The following is a 14664-nucleotide window of genomic DNA, read 5'->3' on the forward strand; positions in this document are numbered from 1 at the left end:
GATTACCTTGATGTGGAGACCATTGCTGGGCGCGGCGCATTGCTTGCAGTCGCAGGTTGCGGACATCTTTCAACGGGAACATGCCTGGTGCTGCGGACTTCGAGGAGCGAGGTTAAGGGAAGGCAGCAGCTGCAATGTGTCAGGTCAGCCCGGACAGAAAGTTGGAGATACAGCACCATCACGCGGCGCGCAGCGTGCCTGCGACATGACCAAGTCATGGTTGTCATCCAGGCAGCAGACATATGGCGCAGCTACCGCGCCGTGAGAAAAGCCGGGCCAGGTTCAAGGGCGAGGTCATTGCTTTCACATTGCAAGGTTCCGTAGCAATGTTTTCAGGCCGCGGCCGGGTAAGCAGGCCATCTTGCTGGGCGCATACGGGGCGCACTGTTGGCGGCTATGCGGCATGGGTTGCCAGCGGATTTGACCCGCCCGCGCCACAGGTGCAAGCTCGGGTACAGTGCTGCGCAACTCAGGAGTCCCGATCATGACTGCTGTTGGTTCGATGAGTGCCCCGGGCGACAAGCTGCCGCCCTCACGCCTGTGGCGGGTGTTCTGGCTGCAGGGGGTGATTCCCAGCAATCTGTTATGGGCCGCCGCGCTATGGGCGCTGATGCAAGGCAAGACCAGCTTGCTGCTTGGCCTGTTCGCGGTGTTGCTGCTCTACACCGGCTGGATCATCCCCGCGGTGTGGCGGGCTGCGCCCAGCGCACATAACCCCGGCTATGGCATGGCCGCACGGGGGCTGACCGTGGCGTGGGGGGTGAACACCGTGCTGGTGATCTTCTTCCTGTTGCTGCAGTTGGCGACCTAGTGGAACTGGGCGCTGCTTGAGCTGCGGGCTAATAGAACTGTACGGGCGCGCCATCGCGGTCGAACGCGGCGAAGCGGCTGATCTGGCCGTCGTTGACCGCATTGACCATCAAACGCAGTGGCTGCGCGGCCTCATCACTGGAGGGAGCAATGCCCGCGCGGCCGTCCAACGAGGCGACGAATACCAGATCCCAGGGCAGGCCGGTATTGGCGGACTCGGCGGCCAGTGCGGCGAACGAGGCGATTTCCTGCGGGGCTTTGTCCACGCACAGCACCGGGCTCAGGGTGCCGCCTTCGCCGCTGTCATGGCGCGCATGTTGATCGGCGGTCGGGGATTCAGGCAGGTCGGCTTTGACGAACACGAACAACAGGCGTTGTGGCTCGGTCTGCTCCGAAGCGGCACGCAGTAGATCGTCGAAATCACTCAGCATCATGATCGTTTTCACAAGGAGGAAGCCATTGAGAAGCCATGCTGCCACAGCTGACCAGGGTCTGGCTGGGGTCTGAATTGATTTAAGTCATGCCATCGTCGCAATGCCCCGCGTAGGCTGACAACCTGTCAACAAAGGTGAGGGCATCCCGGCATGCCGGGCGAGCGTGCAAACGTGGAGTCAGAAGGTGAAACAGCCATGAGCCAACTCACCGACGGCTTCGGTCGCAGCTTTCCATACCTGCGTCTGTCGCTGACCGAGGCCTGCAACTTCCGTTGCAGCTACTGCCTGCCCGACGGTTACCAGGCCGATGGCCGGCCGCAGTTCATTGCGGTCGATGAGATTGAACGCTTGGTGCGCGGGTTTGCCGCGCTGGGCATGCACAAGATCCGCCTGACCGGCGGCGAGCCCAGCCTGCGCAAGGACCTGACCCAGATCATCGCCACCGTGGCGCAGGTGCCGGGTATCCGCAAGGTGGCCATCACTACCAATGGCTGCCTGTTGCCGCGGCATCTGCCCGGCTGGCACCGCGCCGGGCTCACGGCGCTCAATGTCAGCATGGACAGCCTGCAGCGTGATCGCTTCCACGCCATCACCGGCCATGACCGCCTGCCCGAAATCATGGAAGGCCTTGCCCTGGCGCAGGAACTTGGCCTGCAGTCGATCAAACTCAACGCGGTGCTGCTGCGCGGCCTCAACGATGACGAGCTGCCGGCGTGGATGGAGTTTCTGCGCGAGCGCCCAATCAGCGTGCGTTTCATCGAGCTGATGCGCACCGGTGACAACCGCGAGTACTACGAGCGCCATCATCTGCGCGCCGACGTGGTGATCGAACAACTGTTGGCTGCCGGTTGGCGCGAGCGCAAGCGCGCCGCCGATGCCGGCCCGGCACGCGAGTTCAGCCACCCCGAGCATCGCGGCAGCATTGGCATCATCGCCCCGTATTCAAAGGATTTCTGCAAAGGCTGCAATCGCCTGCGGGTCACCGCGCGCGGCGATCTGCGCCTGTGCCTGTTCGGTGACTTCGGCGTGGCATTGCGTCCGCTGCTGCAGTCCGACGATGACCAGGACGCGCTGCTGGCGCGCATCACCACCCAGCTTGGGCTCAAGGCAGCCGGGCATGGACTGCACTTCGGCCAGACCGGGCTTACCCCGCACCTGGCCTCGATTGGAGGATGAAACACGCAATGAGTGGGCAGATAAGTGCGGCATTCCATATGGCCGATGTACGCGACAAACGCATCACCCGCCGCCGCGCGGTGGCGGTGGGCGAGCTGATCGCCGGGCCGATTGCCTATCCATTGATCGTCGAGCGCCGCCTGCCCAAGGGCGATGCGCTGGTGATGGCTGAGATCGCCGGTCTGCAAGGGGCAAAGATGGCTTCGGCATTGATGCCGATGTGCCATCCGCTGCCGTTGGAGCTGGTGCGCGTGTACTGCGCGCCGGTGCCGGAACGGCAGGCGATCCGGGTCTGGTGCGAGTGTGCCAGCGAAGCGCGTACCGGGGTGGAGATGGAAGCGCTGGCTGGCGTCAATGCGGCCTTGCTGACCTTGTACGACCTGAGCAAGCCGGTCGAGCCGGCGCTGGAGATCAGCGCCATCCGCCTGCTGTTCAAGGAAGGCGGCAAGAGTGGCGTGTGGACGCATCCGCAAGGCATGGATGCCGGCGAACTCGAACGTTTCCGCCCGCGCCGGCCCAAAACCTTGGGGGCCGCGCGCTGTGCAGTGATCACCCTCAGCGACCGCGCAAGTCGCGGCGACTATGTCGACGAATCCGGGCCGGTGCTGGTCAAGGGCCTGCAGGCCTTGGGCGGTGAGGTGGTCAGCAACGAAATATTGGCCGACGGCATCGAACCGCTGGTCGCGCGTCTGCGCGCGCTGGCTGCAGATGGCGTACGTCTGTGCCTGTGCACTGGCGGCACTGGCCTGGGGCCGCGTGATCTGACGCCCGAGGCCTTGCAGGCATTGGGTGGACGCCCGGTGCCCGGACTGGCACAGATGCTGCGCGGGCTCAGTGCCCAGCACACACCGATGGCCTGGCTGAGCCGCGCAGAAGTCGTGCAACTGGACGATCTGCTGGTCATCGCCTTGCCTGGCAGCCCGCGCGCCGCCGCACAGTGCATGAACATCCTCACCCCCGTGCTTGGCCATGCGCTGGCAATGATGGACGGGGGCGCACACGCATGATCAGTTATGCGCAGGCGCTGCAGCAGTTGCTGGCGGCCGCACCAGACGCGCGCAGTGAACAGGTTTCGATTGCTGCTGCCGTCGATCGGATACTGGCCGCACCGGTAAACAGCGCGCAGGACCTGCCGCCGTTCGACAACGCCGCGATGGACGGATTCGCGCTGTGCGCAAACGGGCAGCCGGTGATGGCGGGCAGCGTGTTGCAGGTGCAGGGTTGGCAGGCCGCAGGCGATACCGCCGCTGCAGACGGTGATTCCGCGCAGGCTTGGGAGATCATGACCGGCGCGCGCATGCCGTCGGGTCTGGACAGCGTAGTGCCGGTTGAACAGGTGGAAGTGCTGGAGGCCGTGGAAGGCCGTCCCACCCGCGTGCGCCTGCAGGCACCGGTGAAGCCCGGTCAGCACGTTCGGCTTCGAGGCCAGGATGTGGAGCAGGGCGAAACCGTGCTCGCTGCGGGCGCGATGCTCGACGTCAATGCGATGACCTTGCTGCATGCACTCGGCGTAGCCACCGTGCAGGTGCAGCAGCAACCGCAGGTTGCGGTGATCAGTACTGGCAAGGAGTTGATCAGCGATGCGACCGCAGAGCTGCAGTCCGGGCAGATACGCGACAGCAACCGCCCGTTCCTGGTCAGCCGCCTGCGTGCTGCAGGTGCGGACGTGGTCTGGAACGGCGTGGTCAGTGATGACGTGGCCGCCTTTGATGCCGCGCTGGACGCGGCCTTGGCCGCCGGTGCGCGTGTGGTGCTGAGCACCGGCGCGGTGTCGCAGGGGCGCTACGATTTCATTCCCGATGCGCTGCGCGCGCGTGGTGCCGAGATCATCTTCCACAAGGTCGCGATCCGTCCCGGCAAGCCGCTGCTGTTCGCGCGGCTTGCCGATGGCACGCTGTACTTCGGCCTGCCGGGCAATCCGATTTCCGCTGCGGTGGGTCTGCGTTTCTTCGTTGAGCCGGTGCTGCGAAAGATGCTGGGCTTGGCCGAGGAGACCGTTCTGAAGTTGCCGCTGCAGGCCGACGTGCGCAAGCCACCGGGCCTGCGCTTCCATGCACGCGCACGCGTGCAGGCCGATGCAGGCGGGCAGCTGAGGGTGAGTGTGCTGGCAGGGCAGGAGTCGTTCCGCCTCAAGACCATGCTGCGCGCCAATGCGTGGGTGGTGCTGGAGGGCGATGACGATCTGGCCACGGCCGGCAGTCTGGTACGTGTACAGGGTTGGGGCCACCGCGAGCCGGTGCAGTTGAGCCCGTTGGAGATGTCATGAAAGAGATAGTGGTGCAGTTGTTTGGTGCGTTCTCGGAGCTGAACCCGCAGCGCGAGATCAGCGTGCCTGTCGAAGGCGGGCAAGTCGTCGATCTGCGCAGGGCGCTGCGCGCATTGCTGCAGCAGCGCTTCCCGCAGTTCCGTGCCGGACTGGTCGATTACTCGGCTTTTGCTGATGAACAACGCGTGTTGCGTGATAGCGACTCGTTACCCGGCGATGGACGCGTTGCCATCCTGCCGCCAGTAAGTGGAGGCTGAAATGAGCTTCGAAAGCGTATGGAAAGTGGTGGACCGCGCCGATGCGGCGATTGATCCGGGTGAAGGCATCGCGGCCGTGTCCGATCCGGGCTTCGGCGGCATTGATGTCTTCATCGGCAAGGTGCGCGATCTGAACCAGGGCCGGCCGGTGCTCGGCATCACCTACGACTTGTTCGAGCCGCTGGTCATGAACGAATTCCAGCGGCAGATCGCCGATATCACCGCCGACTTCGGCCCCCGCATCAAGTTGTATGTGGCACATGCCAAAGGCCGTTTGGCGGTCGGTGATGTCGCCGTGGTCGTCGCTGCCGGCAGTCCGCACCGTGACGAAGCCTTCCGCGCCTGTCGGCAGCTGATCGAGGGGGTGAAACACCGTTCGCCGATCTGGAAGCAGGAGCATTACCAGGATGGCGACAGCGAGTGGAGCGAGGGCTGCAGCCTGTGCCAACCCGATACCGAGCACGCGCACATCGACGGACATGTCCACGACCACTCGCATTGAGCCGGCGCCGGTCGCCGGCATCGTGCTGGCCGGCGGGCTGTCCAGCCGCATGGGTCAGGACAAGGCCCAGCTGCGTTGGCGCGGGCGGAGCTTGCTTGAGCACAGTTGCATGCTGCTCGAGTCGTTGGGCGCCCGGCCAATACGCGTAAGTGGCGACTATCCCGGCTTCGATTCGGTGCCCGATGCGGTGCCGCGCTGCGGCCCGCTGGGCGGCCTGCACAGCGTGGTGGAGACCCTGGATGACGGGCCTGCATGGGTAGTGGCGGTGGACATGCCCTTGTTGGATGTGACATTGCTGCGACAGCTGGCTGGGGCGGGAGCCGCGTCGTGTGCAACTTTTTGCGGGGAACCGGTGCCGATGTACTTGAACATCGACGGCACTTGTCGCAGTCTGCTGTATGAAATGGTCACGGGTACAGACGGGCCACGCTCGCTACGGATGTTCCAGCGCCGCCTCGGCGGCTTGGAGCTGCCGCTGCCAGCCGGTGCCGAAGCCCGCCTTGTGAACTGCAATACCCCCCGCCAATGGGAGGAAGTTGCGTCATGAAAGTCCAGATCCAGTCGCAGTCGCTACGGCTGCGCATTGATGAAAGCGAGCTGGCACGCCTGCTCGCTGGCGAGGTGCTGGAGAACCAGACCTGGCTTGGCACGCCCGGAGCCCTGTCGCAGCACTTGCAGCTGCACGACATGGCGGAGGCGCTGCTGGATGGCGATGCAAACACGTTGATGATCAAGCTGCCGCGCGAAGACGTGCTGGCGCTGCAGGCACGTTTACCGTGCCGTGACGGTTTGAGCTTCGTGCTGCCGACGCAGGCATTGCCGCTGCAGCTTCAGTTCGATGTGGATGTACGTGACAGCGTGCGTCAACGCGGCGTGCAGCGCCGAAATCCGGCCGACGCCGTAAGCATCAGTTGATATTTGTCAGGTAGTCGGCGCGAGAGCGCCGTTGGATTGATCAAGATCAAGACTGCCCCAGGGGGCGCCGGGCTTAATGACGCCGTGGCGACTGGGCAAGCAACCGCACAGCAAGCCAGCGCCGTATCAAACAGCCTTGGAGCGATGCATGAGTGCCAGTCGCGATGTAGCAAAGCAGAGCAGTTCCGGTCCCGGTCGCGTCATCAACGATTGGAGGCCGGAGGATCCTGATTACTGGGAACGCACCGGCAAGAAGGTCGCCACCCGCAATCTGGTCATATCGATACCGTCACTGCTGCTGGCGTTCTCGGTATGGGTGCTGTTCTCGGCAGTGACCATCAGCCTGCCCAAGATCGGTTTCGCCTTCACCACCGACCAGCTGTTCTGGCTGGTGGCCCTGCCCAGCCTGTCCGGCGCAACGCTGCGCATCTTCTACTCATTCGTGATCCCGATCTTCGGCGGCCGCCGCTGGACCGCGTTGTCGACCGCATCGCTGCTGCTGCCGACCTTGTGGCTGGGCTTCGCGGTGCAGAACCCGGCCACGCCGTACTGGGTATTCGTGCTGATCGCCATCCTTTGTGGCTTCGGCGGCGCCAACTTCTCCTCGTCGATGTCCAATATCTCCTTCTTCTATCCCAAGCAACGCCAGGGCATGGCGCTGGGTTTGAATGCGGGCCTGGGCAACGTAGGCGTATCGGTATCGCAGGCCGTCGTTCCGTTGGTGATCAGCGTTGGCGTGTTCGGCGCCATGGGCGGCGCTCCACAGGCCGTGGTCGATGGTGGCGCGCCCTTGTTCGTGCAGAACGCCGGTTTCATCTGGGTGCCCTTCATCGCCTTCTTCGCGATTGCCGCCTGGTTCGGCATGAACGATCTGACCAGCGCCCGCTCCTCGTTCTCCGAGCAGGCGGTGATCTTCCGCCGCAAGCACAACTGGCTGATGTGCTGGTTGTATATCGGCACCTTCGGTTCCTATATCGGCTTCTCCGCCGGCTTCCCGATGCTGGTGAAGAGCCAGTTCCCGGACGTGAATCCACTGGCCTATGCCTTCATCGGCCCGCTGCTGGGCGCGCTGATGCGCTCGGTCGGCGGCAGCATGGCCGACCGCTGGGGCGGTGCACGCCTGACCTTCTGGGTATTCGCGCTGATGATCGCCGCGGTATTCGGCGTGCTGCACTTCCTGCCCAGCAATGGCCAGGGCGGCAACTTCTACGGTTTCCTGCTCTCGTTCATGGCCTTGTTCGTCCTCAGCGGCATCGGCAATGGCACCACCTTCCGGATGATCCCGGTGATCTTCCGCACCCTGCACGACCGCCTGTCGGCCAATGAAGGTGCCGAAGGCAAGAAGGCCGCTGCCCACCAGGCCAGCATCGAATCCGCCGCCGTTGTCGGCTTCTCCGGTGCCATCGGCGCCTACGGCGGCTTCTTCATTCCCAAGAGTTACGGCTCGTCCATCACCTTGACCGGCAGCCCGGATATGGCGCTGTACGGCTTCATTGCGTTCTACATCACCTGCCTTGTAGTCACTTGGTGGTGGTACTACCGGCGCGGGGCTGAAACCCCCTGCTGAGTAACACACGCACCGCAGCCAGATTCCACACATAGCCACGATGCAGCAGTTTGCGAACGGAGATTCACCATGAGCTATTTCCTTGATCGCTTGCAGTTCTTCAAGCGGGATCCACAACCCTTTGCCGATGGCCACGGGTTCAGCAAGAGCGAAGGGCGGGACTGGGAAAACAGTTATCGCGCCCGCTGGCAGTACGACAAGATCGTACGTTCCACCCACGGCGTGAACTGCACTGGCTCGTGCAGCTGGAAGATCTACGTCAAGAACGGCCTGGTCACCTGGGAAACCCAGCAGACCGACTACCCGCGTACCCGCCCGGACCTGCCCAATCACGAACCACGCGGTTGCCCGCGAGGTGCCAGCTATTCCTGGTACCTGTACAGCGCAAACCGGCTGAAGTACCCGCTGATCCGTGGCACCTTGCTGCGCATGTGGCGGCAGGCCCGCAAGACCATGTCGCCGGTCGAGGCCTGGGGCAGCATCGTGCAGGACCCGGCCAAGTCGCGTGAGTACAAGCGCCGCCGCGGCATGGGTGGCTTTGTGCGATTGAACTGGGACGAGGCCAACGAGATCATCGCCGCCTCCAACCTCTACACCACCAAGGAATACGGCCCGGACCGCATCGTCGGCTTCTCGCCGATTCCGGCAATGTCGATGGTGTCCTACGCGGCCGGTGCGCGCTATCTGTCGCTGCTCGGTGGTGCCTGTCTGTCCTTCTACGATTGGTATTGCGATCTGCCGCCGGCCTCGCCGCAGGTGTGGGGCGAGCAGACCGACGTGCCGGAATCGGCCGACTGGTACAACAGCCGCTACATCATCGCCTGGGGCTCGAACGTGCCGCAGACGCGCACGCCCGACGCGCACTTCTTCACCGAGGCGCGTTACAACGGCACCAAGACGGTGTCGATCTGCCCCGACTATTCCGAGCTGGCCAAGCTCACCGACCATTGGCTGCACCCCAAGCAGGGCACCGACGCGGCGCTGGCATTCGCCTTCGGCCACGTGATCCTGCGTGAGTTCCACGTCGACACGCCCTCGCAGTACTTCCAGGACTACTGCCGCCAGTACTCGGACATGCCGATGCTGGTGCGTGTCGAGCGCCGCGCCGATGGCCGCTTGGTGCCGGGCCACTTCCTGCGCGCCAGTGAGCTGGGCGGGCTGGGCGAGAGCAACAACCCCGAATGGAAGACGCTGGCGTTCGACGAGAACAGCGGCGATATCACCGTGCCGAATGGTTCGGTCGGCTTCCGCTGGGGCGAGAAGGGCAAGTGGAACATCGAGGAAAAAGCCAGCGATGGCCATGACACGCGCCTGCGCCTGAGCCTGGCCGATATCCACGACGGCATCGAAGCGGTGAGCTTCCCGTACTTCGGTGGCATCGAGAGCGACGGCTGGACCGCGGCACCGGCCGAAGAAGTGCTGGAGCGCAATATCCCGCTGCGTCGCCTGCCGCTGGCCGATGGCGGTGAAGCGCTGGTGGCGACTGTTTACGATCTGTTGCTTGCGCAGTACGGCGTTGATCGCGGCTTCGGCGGCGGCAATGTCGCCAAGAGCTTCGACGACAACGTGCCGGGTACGCCGGCCTGGCAGGAACGCATCACCGGCGTGTCACGTGCCGAGGTGATCGAGATCGCCCGTGAGTTTGCCCGGACCGCCGACAAGACCCATGGTCGCAGCATGATCATCGTCGGCGCCGGCATGAACCACTGGTTCCACAACGACATGAACTACCGTGGCCTGATCAACATGCTGGTCATGTGTGGTTGCGTCGGCCAGACCGGTGGTGGCTGGGCACATTACGTGGGCCAGGAAAAGCTGCGCCCGCAGACCGGCTGGCAGCCGCTGGCCTTCGGTCTGGATTGGAGCCGTCCGCCACGTCAGATGAATGGCACCTCGTTCTTCTACTTCAACACCGGGCAGTGGCGTTACGAGAAGCTGCAGGTCGACGAACTGCTGTCACCGCTGGCCGATGCCTCCAAGTACAGCGGCAGCCTGGCCGACCTCAACCTGCGCGCAGTGCGCATGGGTTGGTTGCCGAGTGCGCCGCAGCTGGATCGCAATCCGCTGCAGCTGGTGCGCGAGGCCGAACAGGCCGGCATCGCGCCGGCCGACTATGCGCTGTCCAAGTTCAAGGACGGTTCGCTGGACTTTGCCTTCGCTGATCCGGATGCCGCGCAGAATCACCCGCGCATGATGTTCATCTGGCGCTCCAACCTGCTCGGTTCCTCCGGCAAGGGCCACGAGTACATGCTGCGGCATCTGCTCGGCACGCGTCATGGCCTGCAGGGCAAGGACCTGGGCGAGATGGGCGCGGTCAAGCCCGAGGACGTGAAGTGGCATGACGAAGCCCCGGAAGGCAAGCTCGACCTGCTGGTGACGCTGGACTTCCGCATGTGCACCACCGCGTTGTACTCGGACATCGTGCTGCCGACCGCCACCTGGTACGAGAAGGACGACCTCAATACCTCGGACATGCATCCCTTCATCCATCCGCTGTCCAAGGCAGTGGACCCGGCCTGGGAATCACGCAGCGATTGGGACATCTTCAAGGGCGTCGCACGCACGCTCAGCGACATGGCACCGGGCGTGCTCGGTGTCGAGAAGGACCTAGTGCTGGTGCCGACCCTGCACGACACACCCAACGAACTGGGCATGCCGTTCGGCGTCGCTGACTGGAAGAAGGGCCAGTGCGAGGCCATCCCCGGCAAGACCATGCCGAGCATGGCGGTGGTCGAACGCGACTATCCCAACCTCTACCGCAAGTTCACCTCGCTGGGCCCGCTGCTGGACAAGCTCGGCAACGGCGGCAAGGGCATGAGCTGGGATACCAAGCACGAGGTGGAATTCCTCGGCAAGCTCAACCACACCGTGCTGGACGAAGGCATCAGCCAAGGCCGCCCGTCCATCGACACGGCGATTGATGCCTGCGAAGTGGTGCTGCACCTGGCACCGGAAACCAATGGCCATGTCGCGGTCAAGGCCTGGGAATCGCTGGGCACCTTTACCGGCCGCGACCACACCCATCTGGCGGTGGGCAAGGAACACGAGGCGATCCGCTTCCGTGACATCCAGGCGCAGCCGCGCAAGATCATTTCCTCCCCGATCTGGTCCGGGCTGGAAGACGACAACGTCAGTTACAACGCCGGCTATACCAATGTGCACGAGCTGATTCCGTGGCGCACCGTCACCGGCCGCCAGCAGTTCTACCAGGATCACGAGTGGATGATCGACTTCGGTGAGGCCTTCATGAGCTACCGGCCGCCGGTCAACACACGCACGGTGGAGCCGCTGCTCAACAAGCGCCAGAACGGCAACAAGGAGATCGTGCTGAACTGGATCACCCCGCACCAGAAGTGGGGGATCCACAGCACCTATAGCGACAACCTGATCATGCAGACGCTGTCGCGTGGCGGCCCCATCGTCTGGTTGAGCGAGGACGATGCACGCAATGCCGGCATCGAGGACAACGACTGGATCGAACTGTTCAACGTCAACGGTGCGATCGCCGCGCGAGCGGTGGTCAGCCAGCGTGTGATGCCGGGCATGGCGATGATGTACCACGCCCAGGAACGCATCATCAACGTGCCGGGTTCGGAGATCTCCGGCACCCGCGGCGGCATCCACAACTCGGTGACCCGCATCGTGCTCAAGCCCACCCACATGATCGGCGGCTACGCGCAGCTGGCCTGGGGCTTCAACTACTACGGTACCTGCGGTACCAACCGCGATGAGTTCGTGATCGTGCGCAAGATGGACAAGATCGATTGGCTGGATGGTGAAGAGTCGGTTGTCGCCGCACGGGAGGTGGTGTGATGAAAGTACGTGCCCAGATTGCGATGGTGTTGAACCTGGACAAGTGCATCGGCTGCCACACCTGCTCGATCACCTGCAAGAACGTGTGGACCTCGCGCGAAGGCGTGGAGTACGCCTGGTTCAACAATGTCGAAACCAAGCCCGGCATCGGCTACCCCAAGGAATGGGAAAACCAGGAAAAGTGGAACGGCGGTTGGGTGCGCAACGGCAGCGGCAAGCTGGTGCCACGCGCCGGCGGCCGCTGGCGCATGCTGGCCAAGATCTTCTCCAACCCCGACCTGCCGCAGATCGACGACTACTACGAGCCGTTCGATTTCGATTACCAGCACCTGCACGACGCGCCCGAGCTGAAGCATCAGCCGACCGCGCGTCCACGCTCGCTGCTGACCGGCCAGCGCATGGAGAAGATCGAGTGGGGCCCGAACTGGGAGGAAATCCTCGGTACCGAGTTCTCCAAGCGTTCGCGTGACTACAACTTCGACAAGGTGCAGAAGGAGATCTACGGCGCCTTCGAAAAGACCTTCATGATGTACCTGCCGCGCCTGTGCGAGCACTGCCTCAACCCGGCCTGTGTCTCGGCGTGCCCCTCCGGTGCGATCTACAAGCGCGAGGAAGACGGCATCGTGCTCATCGACCAGGACAAGTGCCGTGGTTGGCGCATGTGCGTGTCGGCCTGCCCGTACAAGAAGATCTATTACAACTGGAAGAGCGGCAAGTCCGAGAAGTGCATCTTCTGCTACCCGCGCATCGAGATGGGCGAGCCCACCGTGTGCTCGGAGACCTGCGTGGGCCGCATACGCTACCTCGGGGTGATGCTGTACGACGCCGACCGCATTGCTGAGGCCGCATCGGTGGCGGCGGAGAAGGACTTGTACCAGTCGCACCTGGACATCTTCCTGGACCCGTTCGACCCGGCGGTGATCGAGGCCGCACGTGCCGAAGGCATTCCCGACAGCTGGCTGGAATCGGCCAAGCAGTCGCCGGTCTACAAGCTGGCCATCGACTGGAAGCTGGCGCTGCCGCTGCACCCGGAATACCGCACCTTGCCAATGGTCTGGTACGTGCCGCCGTTGTCGCCGATCCAGTCGGCGGCCGAGCGTGGCCATGTCGGCATGAGCGGCGAACTGCCGGATATCGCCTCGCTGCGCATCCCTGTGCGCTACCTGGCCAACCTGCTGACCGCCGGTGATGAAGCGCCGGTCATCCGCGCCCTGGAACGGCTGATGGCGATGCGTGCCTGGCGCCGCGGCAAGAACGTGGACGGCGTGGAAGACATGCGCGTGCTTGAACAGGTCGGTTTGACCCCGGCGCAGGTGGAAGAGATGTACCGCTACCTGGCCATCGCCAACTACGAGGACCGTTTCGTCATTCCGAGTGCGCACCGTGAGTACGCCAACGACGCCTTCGGCGAGCGTGGCGGCTGCGGCTTCACCTTTGGCAATGGTTGCAACGGCGACAGCCCGGCCGACCTGTTCAGTCAGCGCAAGAACACCACCTTTGCGGTGCATCCCAATCGCCAGCACCGGCACGAGGTGACGAAATGAGTGTGCTCAAACTGATTGGAGTACTGCTGGACTACCCACGCGACGAGCTTTGGCAACATGGCGAGGAGCTGCTCGAGGCCTGCGACGATCCGGCGCTGTCGCCGGCCCGTCGCAGGCAGTTGCAGGCCTTCGTCCGCGACCTGCTCGCCAGCGACCCGCTGGACGCGCAGGACCGTTGGCTGGCCACCTTCGACCGTGGTCGCTCGATGAGCCTGCTGGTGTTTGAACACATCCACGGCGAATCACGTGACCGCGGTCAGGCCATGGTCGACCTGATCGATGCCTATCGCAAGAACGGTTTCGAGCTGGATGCCCGCGAACTGCCGGACTACCTGCCGCTGCTGCTGGAGTACCTCTCGCACCGGCCGCAGGCTGAGGCCAAGGACTGGCTGCACCACATTGGCCACATCGCCGGCATGCTCGCCGCACGTGCCGCCGAGCGTGAGCTGCCGCATGCAGTGTTGCTGGAGATCCTGGTCGAGGCCGGCGAGGGCAAGGTCAACCTGGCCGTGCTGCGCCAGCGCGCAAGCGAAGAAGTGCGCGACGACACCGTCGAAGCCATGGACCAGCTGTGGGAAGAAGAGGCGGTGCGCTTCGGCGCCGATGCGCCTTCGCAGGAATGTGATCCACCCCATCGTTCACCGGCACGCGCGCAGCCGCGGGAGATCCAGCCATGAATTACCTCAATCAGTTCGCCTTCCAGTTCTATCCCTACATCGCCGTGGCAGTGCTGTTGATCGGCAGCTGGGCGCGCTATGACAAGGCCATGTACAGCTGGCGTACCGGCTCCACCCAGCTGCTGTCCGACCGCGGCATGCGCTTTGGCAGCAACTGCTTCCACATCGGCATCATCGCCATCCTCGGTGGTCACTTCGTCGGCCTGCTGACTCCGCATGCGCTGTATGAGCCTTTCATCACTTCCTCGCAGAAGCAGTTGCTGGCGATGGTGGTGGGTGGCTTCTTCGGCGCGCTGTGCTTCGTCGGCATCACCATCCTGCTGGTGCGGCGGCTGACCAATGCGCGGGTGCGTGCAATCGGCAGCTTCGGTGACACGCTGGTGCTGGTGCTGCTGTTCGCCCAGCTCTGTCTTGGCCTGTACAGCATCAAGATATCCGCCGGCCATCTTGATGGCGGCGTGATGGTGATGTTGGCCGAGTGGGCGCAGCACATCGTCACCTTCCGTGCTGGTGCCGCCGATTACGTCGAGGGCGTGCACTGGGTCTACAAGGCGCACATCTTCCTCGGCCTGACGCTGGTGCTGATCGCACCATTCACTCGTCTGGTGCATGTGTGGAGCGTGCCGATCAGCTACCTGTGGCGTCCGTACCAGGTGGTGCGTCGCCGCCAGGCCACGCTGCGCTACGGTCCGCGGGAGTAAAT

14 protein-coding genes are annotated in these 14664 nt (G+C 63.8%); 13 read left to right on the forward strand and 1 reads right to left on the reverse strand.

All coding sequences use genetic code 11. The features are described from left to right. The first annotated feature begins 484 nt into the window (after positions 1-484). Positions 485-811 carry a hypothetical protein gene (locus tag ACVOK8_RS00385; RefSeq protein ID WP_481565069.1) on the forward strand — a complete coding sequence of 109 codons (327 nt, stop codon included), beginning with the start codon at positions 485-487 and terminating at the stop codon, positions 809-811. A 28-nt stretch (positions 812-839) separates the two neighbouring features. Here ACVOK8_RS00385 and ACVOK8_RS00390 read toward each other — a convergent pair whose 3' ends face one another. Beyond that, positions 840-1244, reverse strand: coding sequence for a ribonucleotide reductase subunit alpha (locus tag ACVOK8_RS00390; RefSeq protein WP_481565070.1), 405 nt, complete (start codon positions 1242-1244; stop codon positions 840-842). A 195-nt stretch (positions 1245-1439) separates the two neighbouring features. On the opposite strand from ACVOK8_RS00390, the gene moaA reads away from it, so the two are divergent. From moaA to narI, 12 genes are all read left to right on the forward strand, one after another. Further along, a complete protein-coding gene (gene moaA, locus ACVOK8_RS00395; protein ID WP_481565071.1) occupies positions 1440-2420 on the forward strand; it encodes a GTP 3',8-cyclase MoaA in 981 nt (326 codons plus the stop codon). 8 nt (positions 2421-2428) lie between these two features. Then, a complete protein-coding gene (gene moaCB / locus ACVOK8_RS00400) occupies positions 2429-3427 on the forward strand; it encodes a bifunctional molybdenum cofactor biosynthesis protein MoaC/MoaB (protein WP_481565072.1) in 999 nt (332 codons plus the stop codon). Continuing rightward, positions 3424-4686 carry a molybdopterin molybdotransferase MoeA gene (locus tag ACVOK8_RS00405; protein ID WP_481565073.1) on the forward strand — a complete coding sequence of 421 codons (1263 nt, stop codon included), beginning with the start codon at positions 3424-3426 and terminating at the stop codon, positions 4684-4686. The genes moaCB and ACVOK8_RS00405 overlap by 4 nt, the downstream gene beginning before the upstream one ends. After that, positions 4683-4943, forward strand: a complete 261-nt coding sequence (locus ACVOK8_RS00410) for a MoaD/ThiS family protein (protein ID WP_481565074.1) — start codon at positions 4683-4685, stop codon at positions 4941-4943. The genes ACVOK8_RS00405 and ACVOK8_RS00410 overlap by 4 nt, the downstream gene beginning before the upstream one ends. A 1-nt stretch (position 4944) precedes the next feature. Beyond that, positions 4945-5445 carry a molybdenum cofactor biosynthesis protein MoaE gene (locus ACVOK8_RS00415; RefSeq protein WP_481565075.1) on the forward strand — a complete coding sequence of 167 codons (501 nt, stop codon included), beginning with the start codon at positions 4945-4947 and terminating at the stop codon, positions 5443-5445. Next, positions 5423-5992 (forward strand): molybdenum cofactor guanylyltransferase, encoded by a 570-nt coding sequence (gene mobA / locus ACVOK8_RS00420; RefSeq protein WP_481565076.1) that lies wholly within the window; start codon positions 5423-5425, stop codon positions 5990-5992. The genes ACVOK8_RS00415 and mobA overlap by 23 nt, the downstream gene beginning before the upstream one ends. Then, positions 5989-6360, forward strand: a complete 372-nt coding sequence (locus ACVOK8_RS00425) for a DUF7009 family protein (RefSeq protein ID WP_481565077.1) — start codon at positions 5989-5991, stop codon at positions 6358-6360. The genes mobA and ACVOK8_RS00425 overlap by 4 nt, the downstream gene beginning before the upstream one ends. 148 nt (positions 6361-6508) lie before the next feature. Beyond that, entirely contained in the window at positions 6509-7927 is a 1419-nt protein-coding gene (locus tag ACVOK8_RS00430; protein ID WP_481565078.1) for a NarK family nitrate/nitrite MFS transporter, read from the forward strand. A 69-nt stretch (positions 7928-7996) separates the two neighbouring features. Further along, a complete protein-coding gene (locus tag ACVOK8_RS00435; RefSeq protein WP_481565079.1) occupies positions 7997-11740 on the forward strand; it encodes a nitrate reductase subunit alpha in 3744 nt (1247 codons plus the stop codon). Then, positions 11740-13284 carry a nitrate reductase subunit beta gene (gene narH / locus ACVOK8_RS00440; protein WP_481565080.1) on the forward strand — a complete coding sequence of 515 codons (1545 nt, stop codon included), beginning with the start codon at positions 11740-11742 and terminating at the stop codon, positions 13282-13284. The genes ACVOK8_RS00435 and narH overlap by 1 nt, the downstream gene beginning before the upstream one ends. Then, positions 13281-13961 carry a nitrate reductase molybdenum cofactor assembly chaperone gene (narJ, locus tag ACVOK8_RS00445; RefSeq protein ID WP_481565081.1) on the forward strand — a complete coding sequence of 227 codons (681 nt, stop codon included), beginning with the start codon at positions 13281-13283 and terminating at the stop codon, positions 13959-13961. The genes narH and narJ overlap by 4 nt, the downstream gene beginning before the upstream one ends. Beyond that, positions 13958-14662: a respiratory nitrate reductase subunit gamma gene (gene narI / locus ACVOK8_RS00450; protein ID WP_099475673.1), complete on the forward strand. Its 705-nt coding sequence runs from the start codon at positions 13958-13960 to the stop codon at positions 14660-14662. Before narJ ends, narI begins: the two co-directional genes overlap by 4 nt. Positions 14663-14664 lie beyond the last annotated feature (2 nt).

The organism is Stenotrophomonas sp. STEN083 (assembly GCF_056759195.1).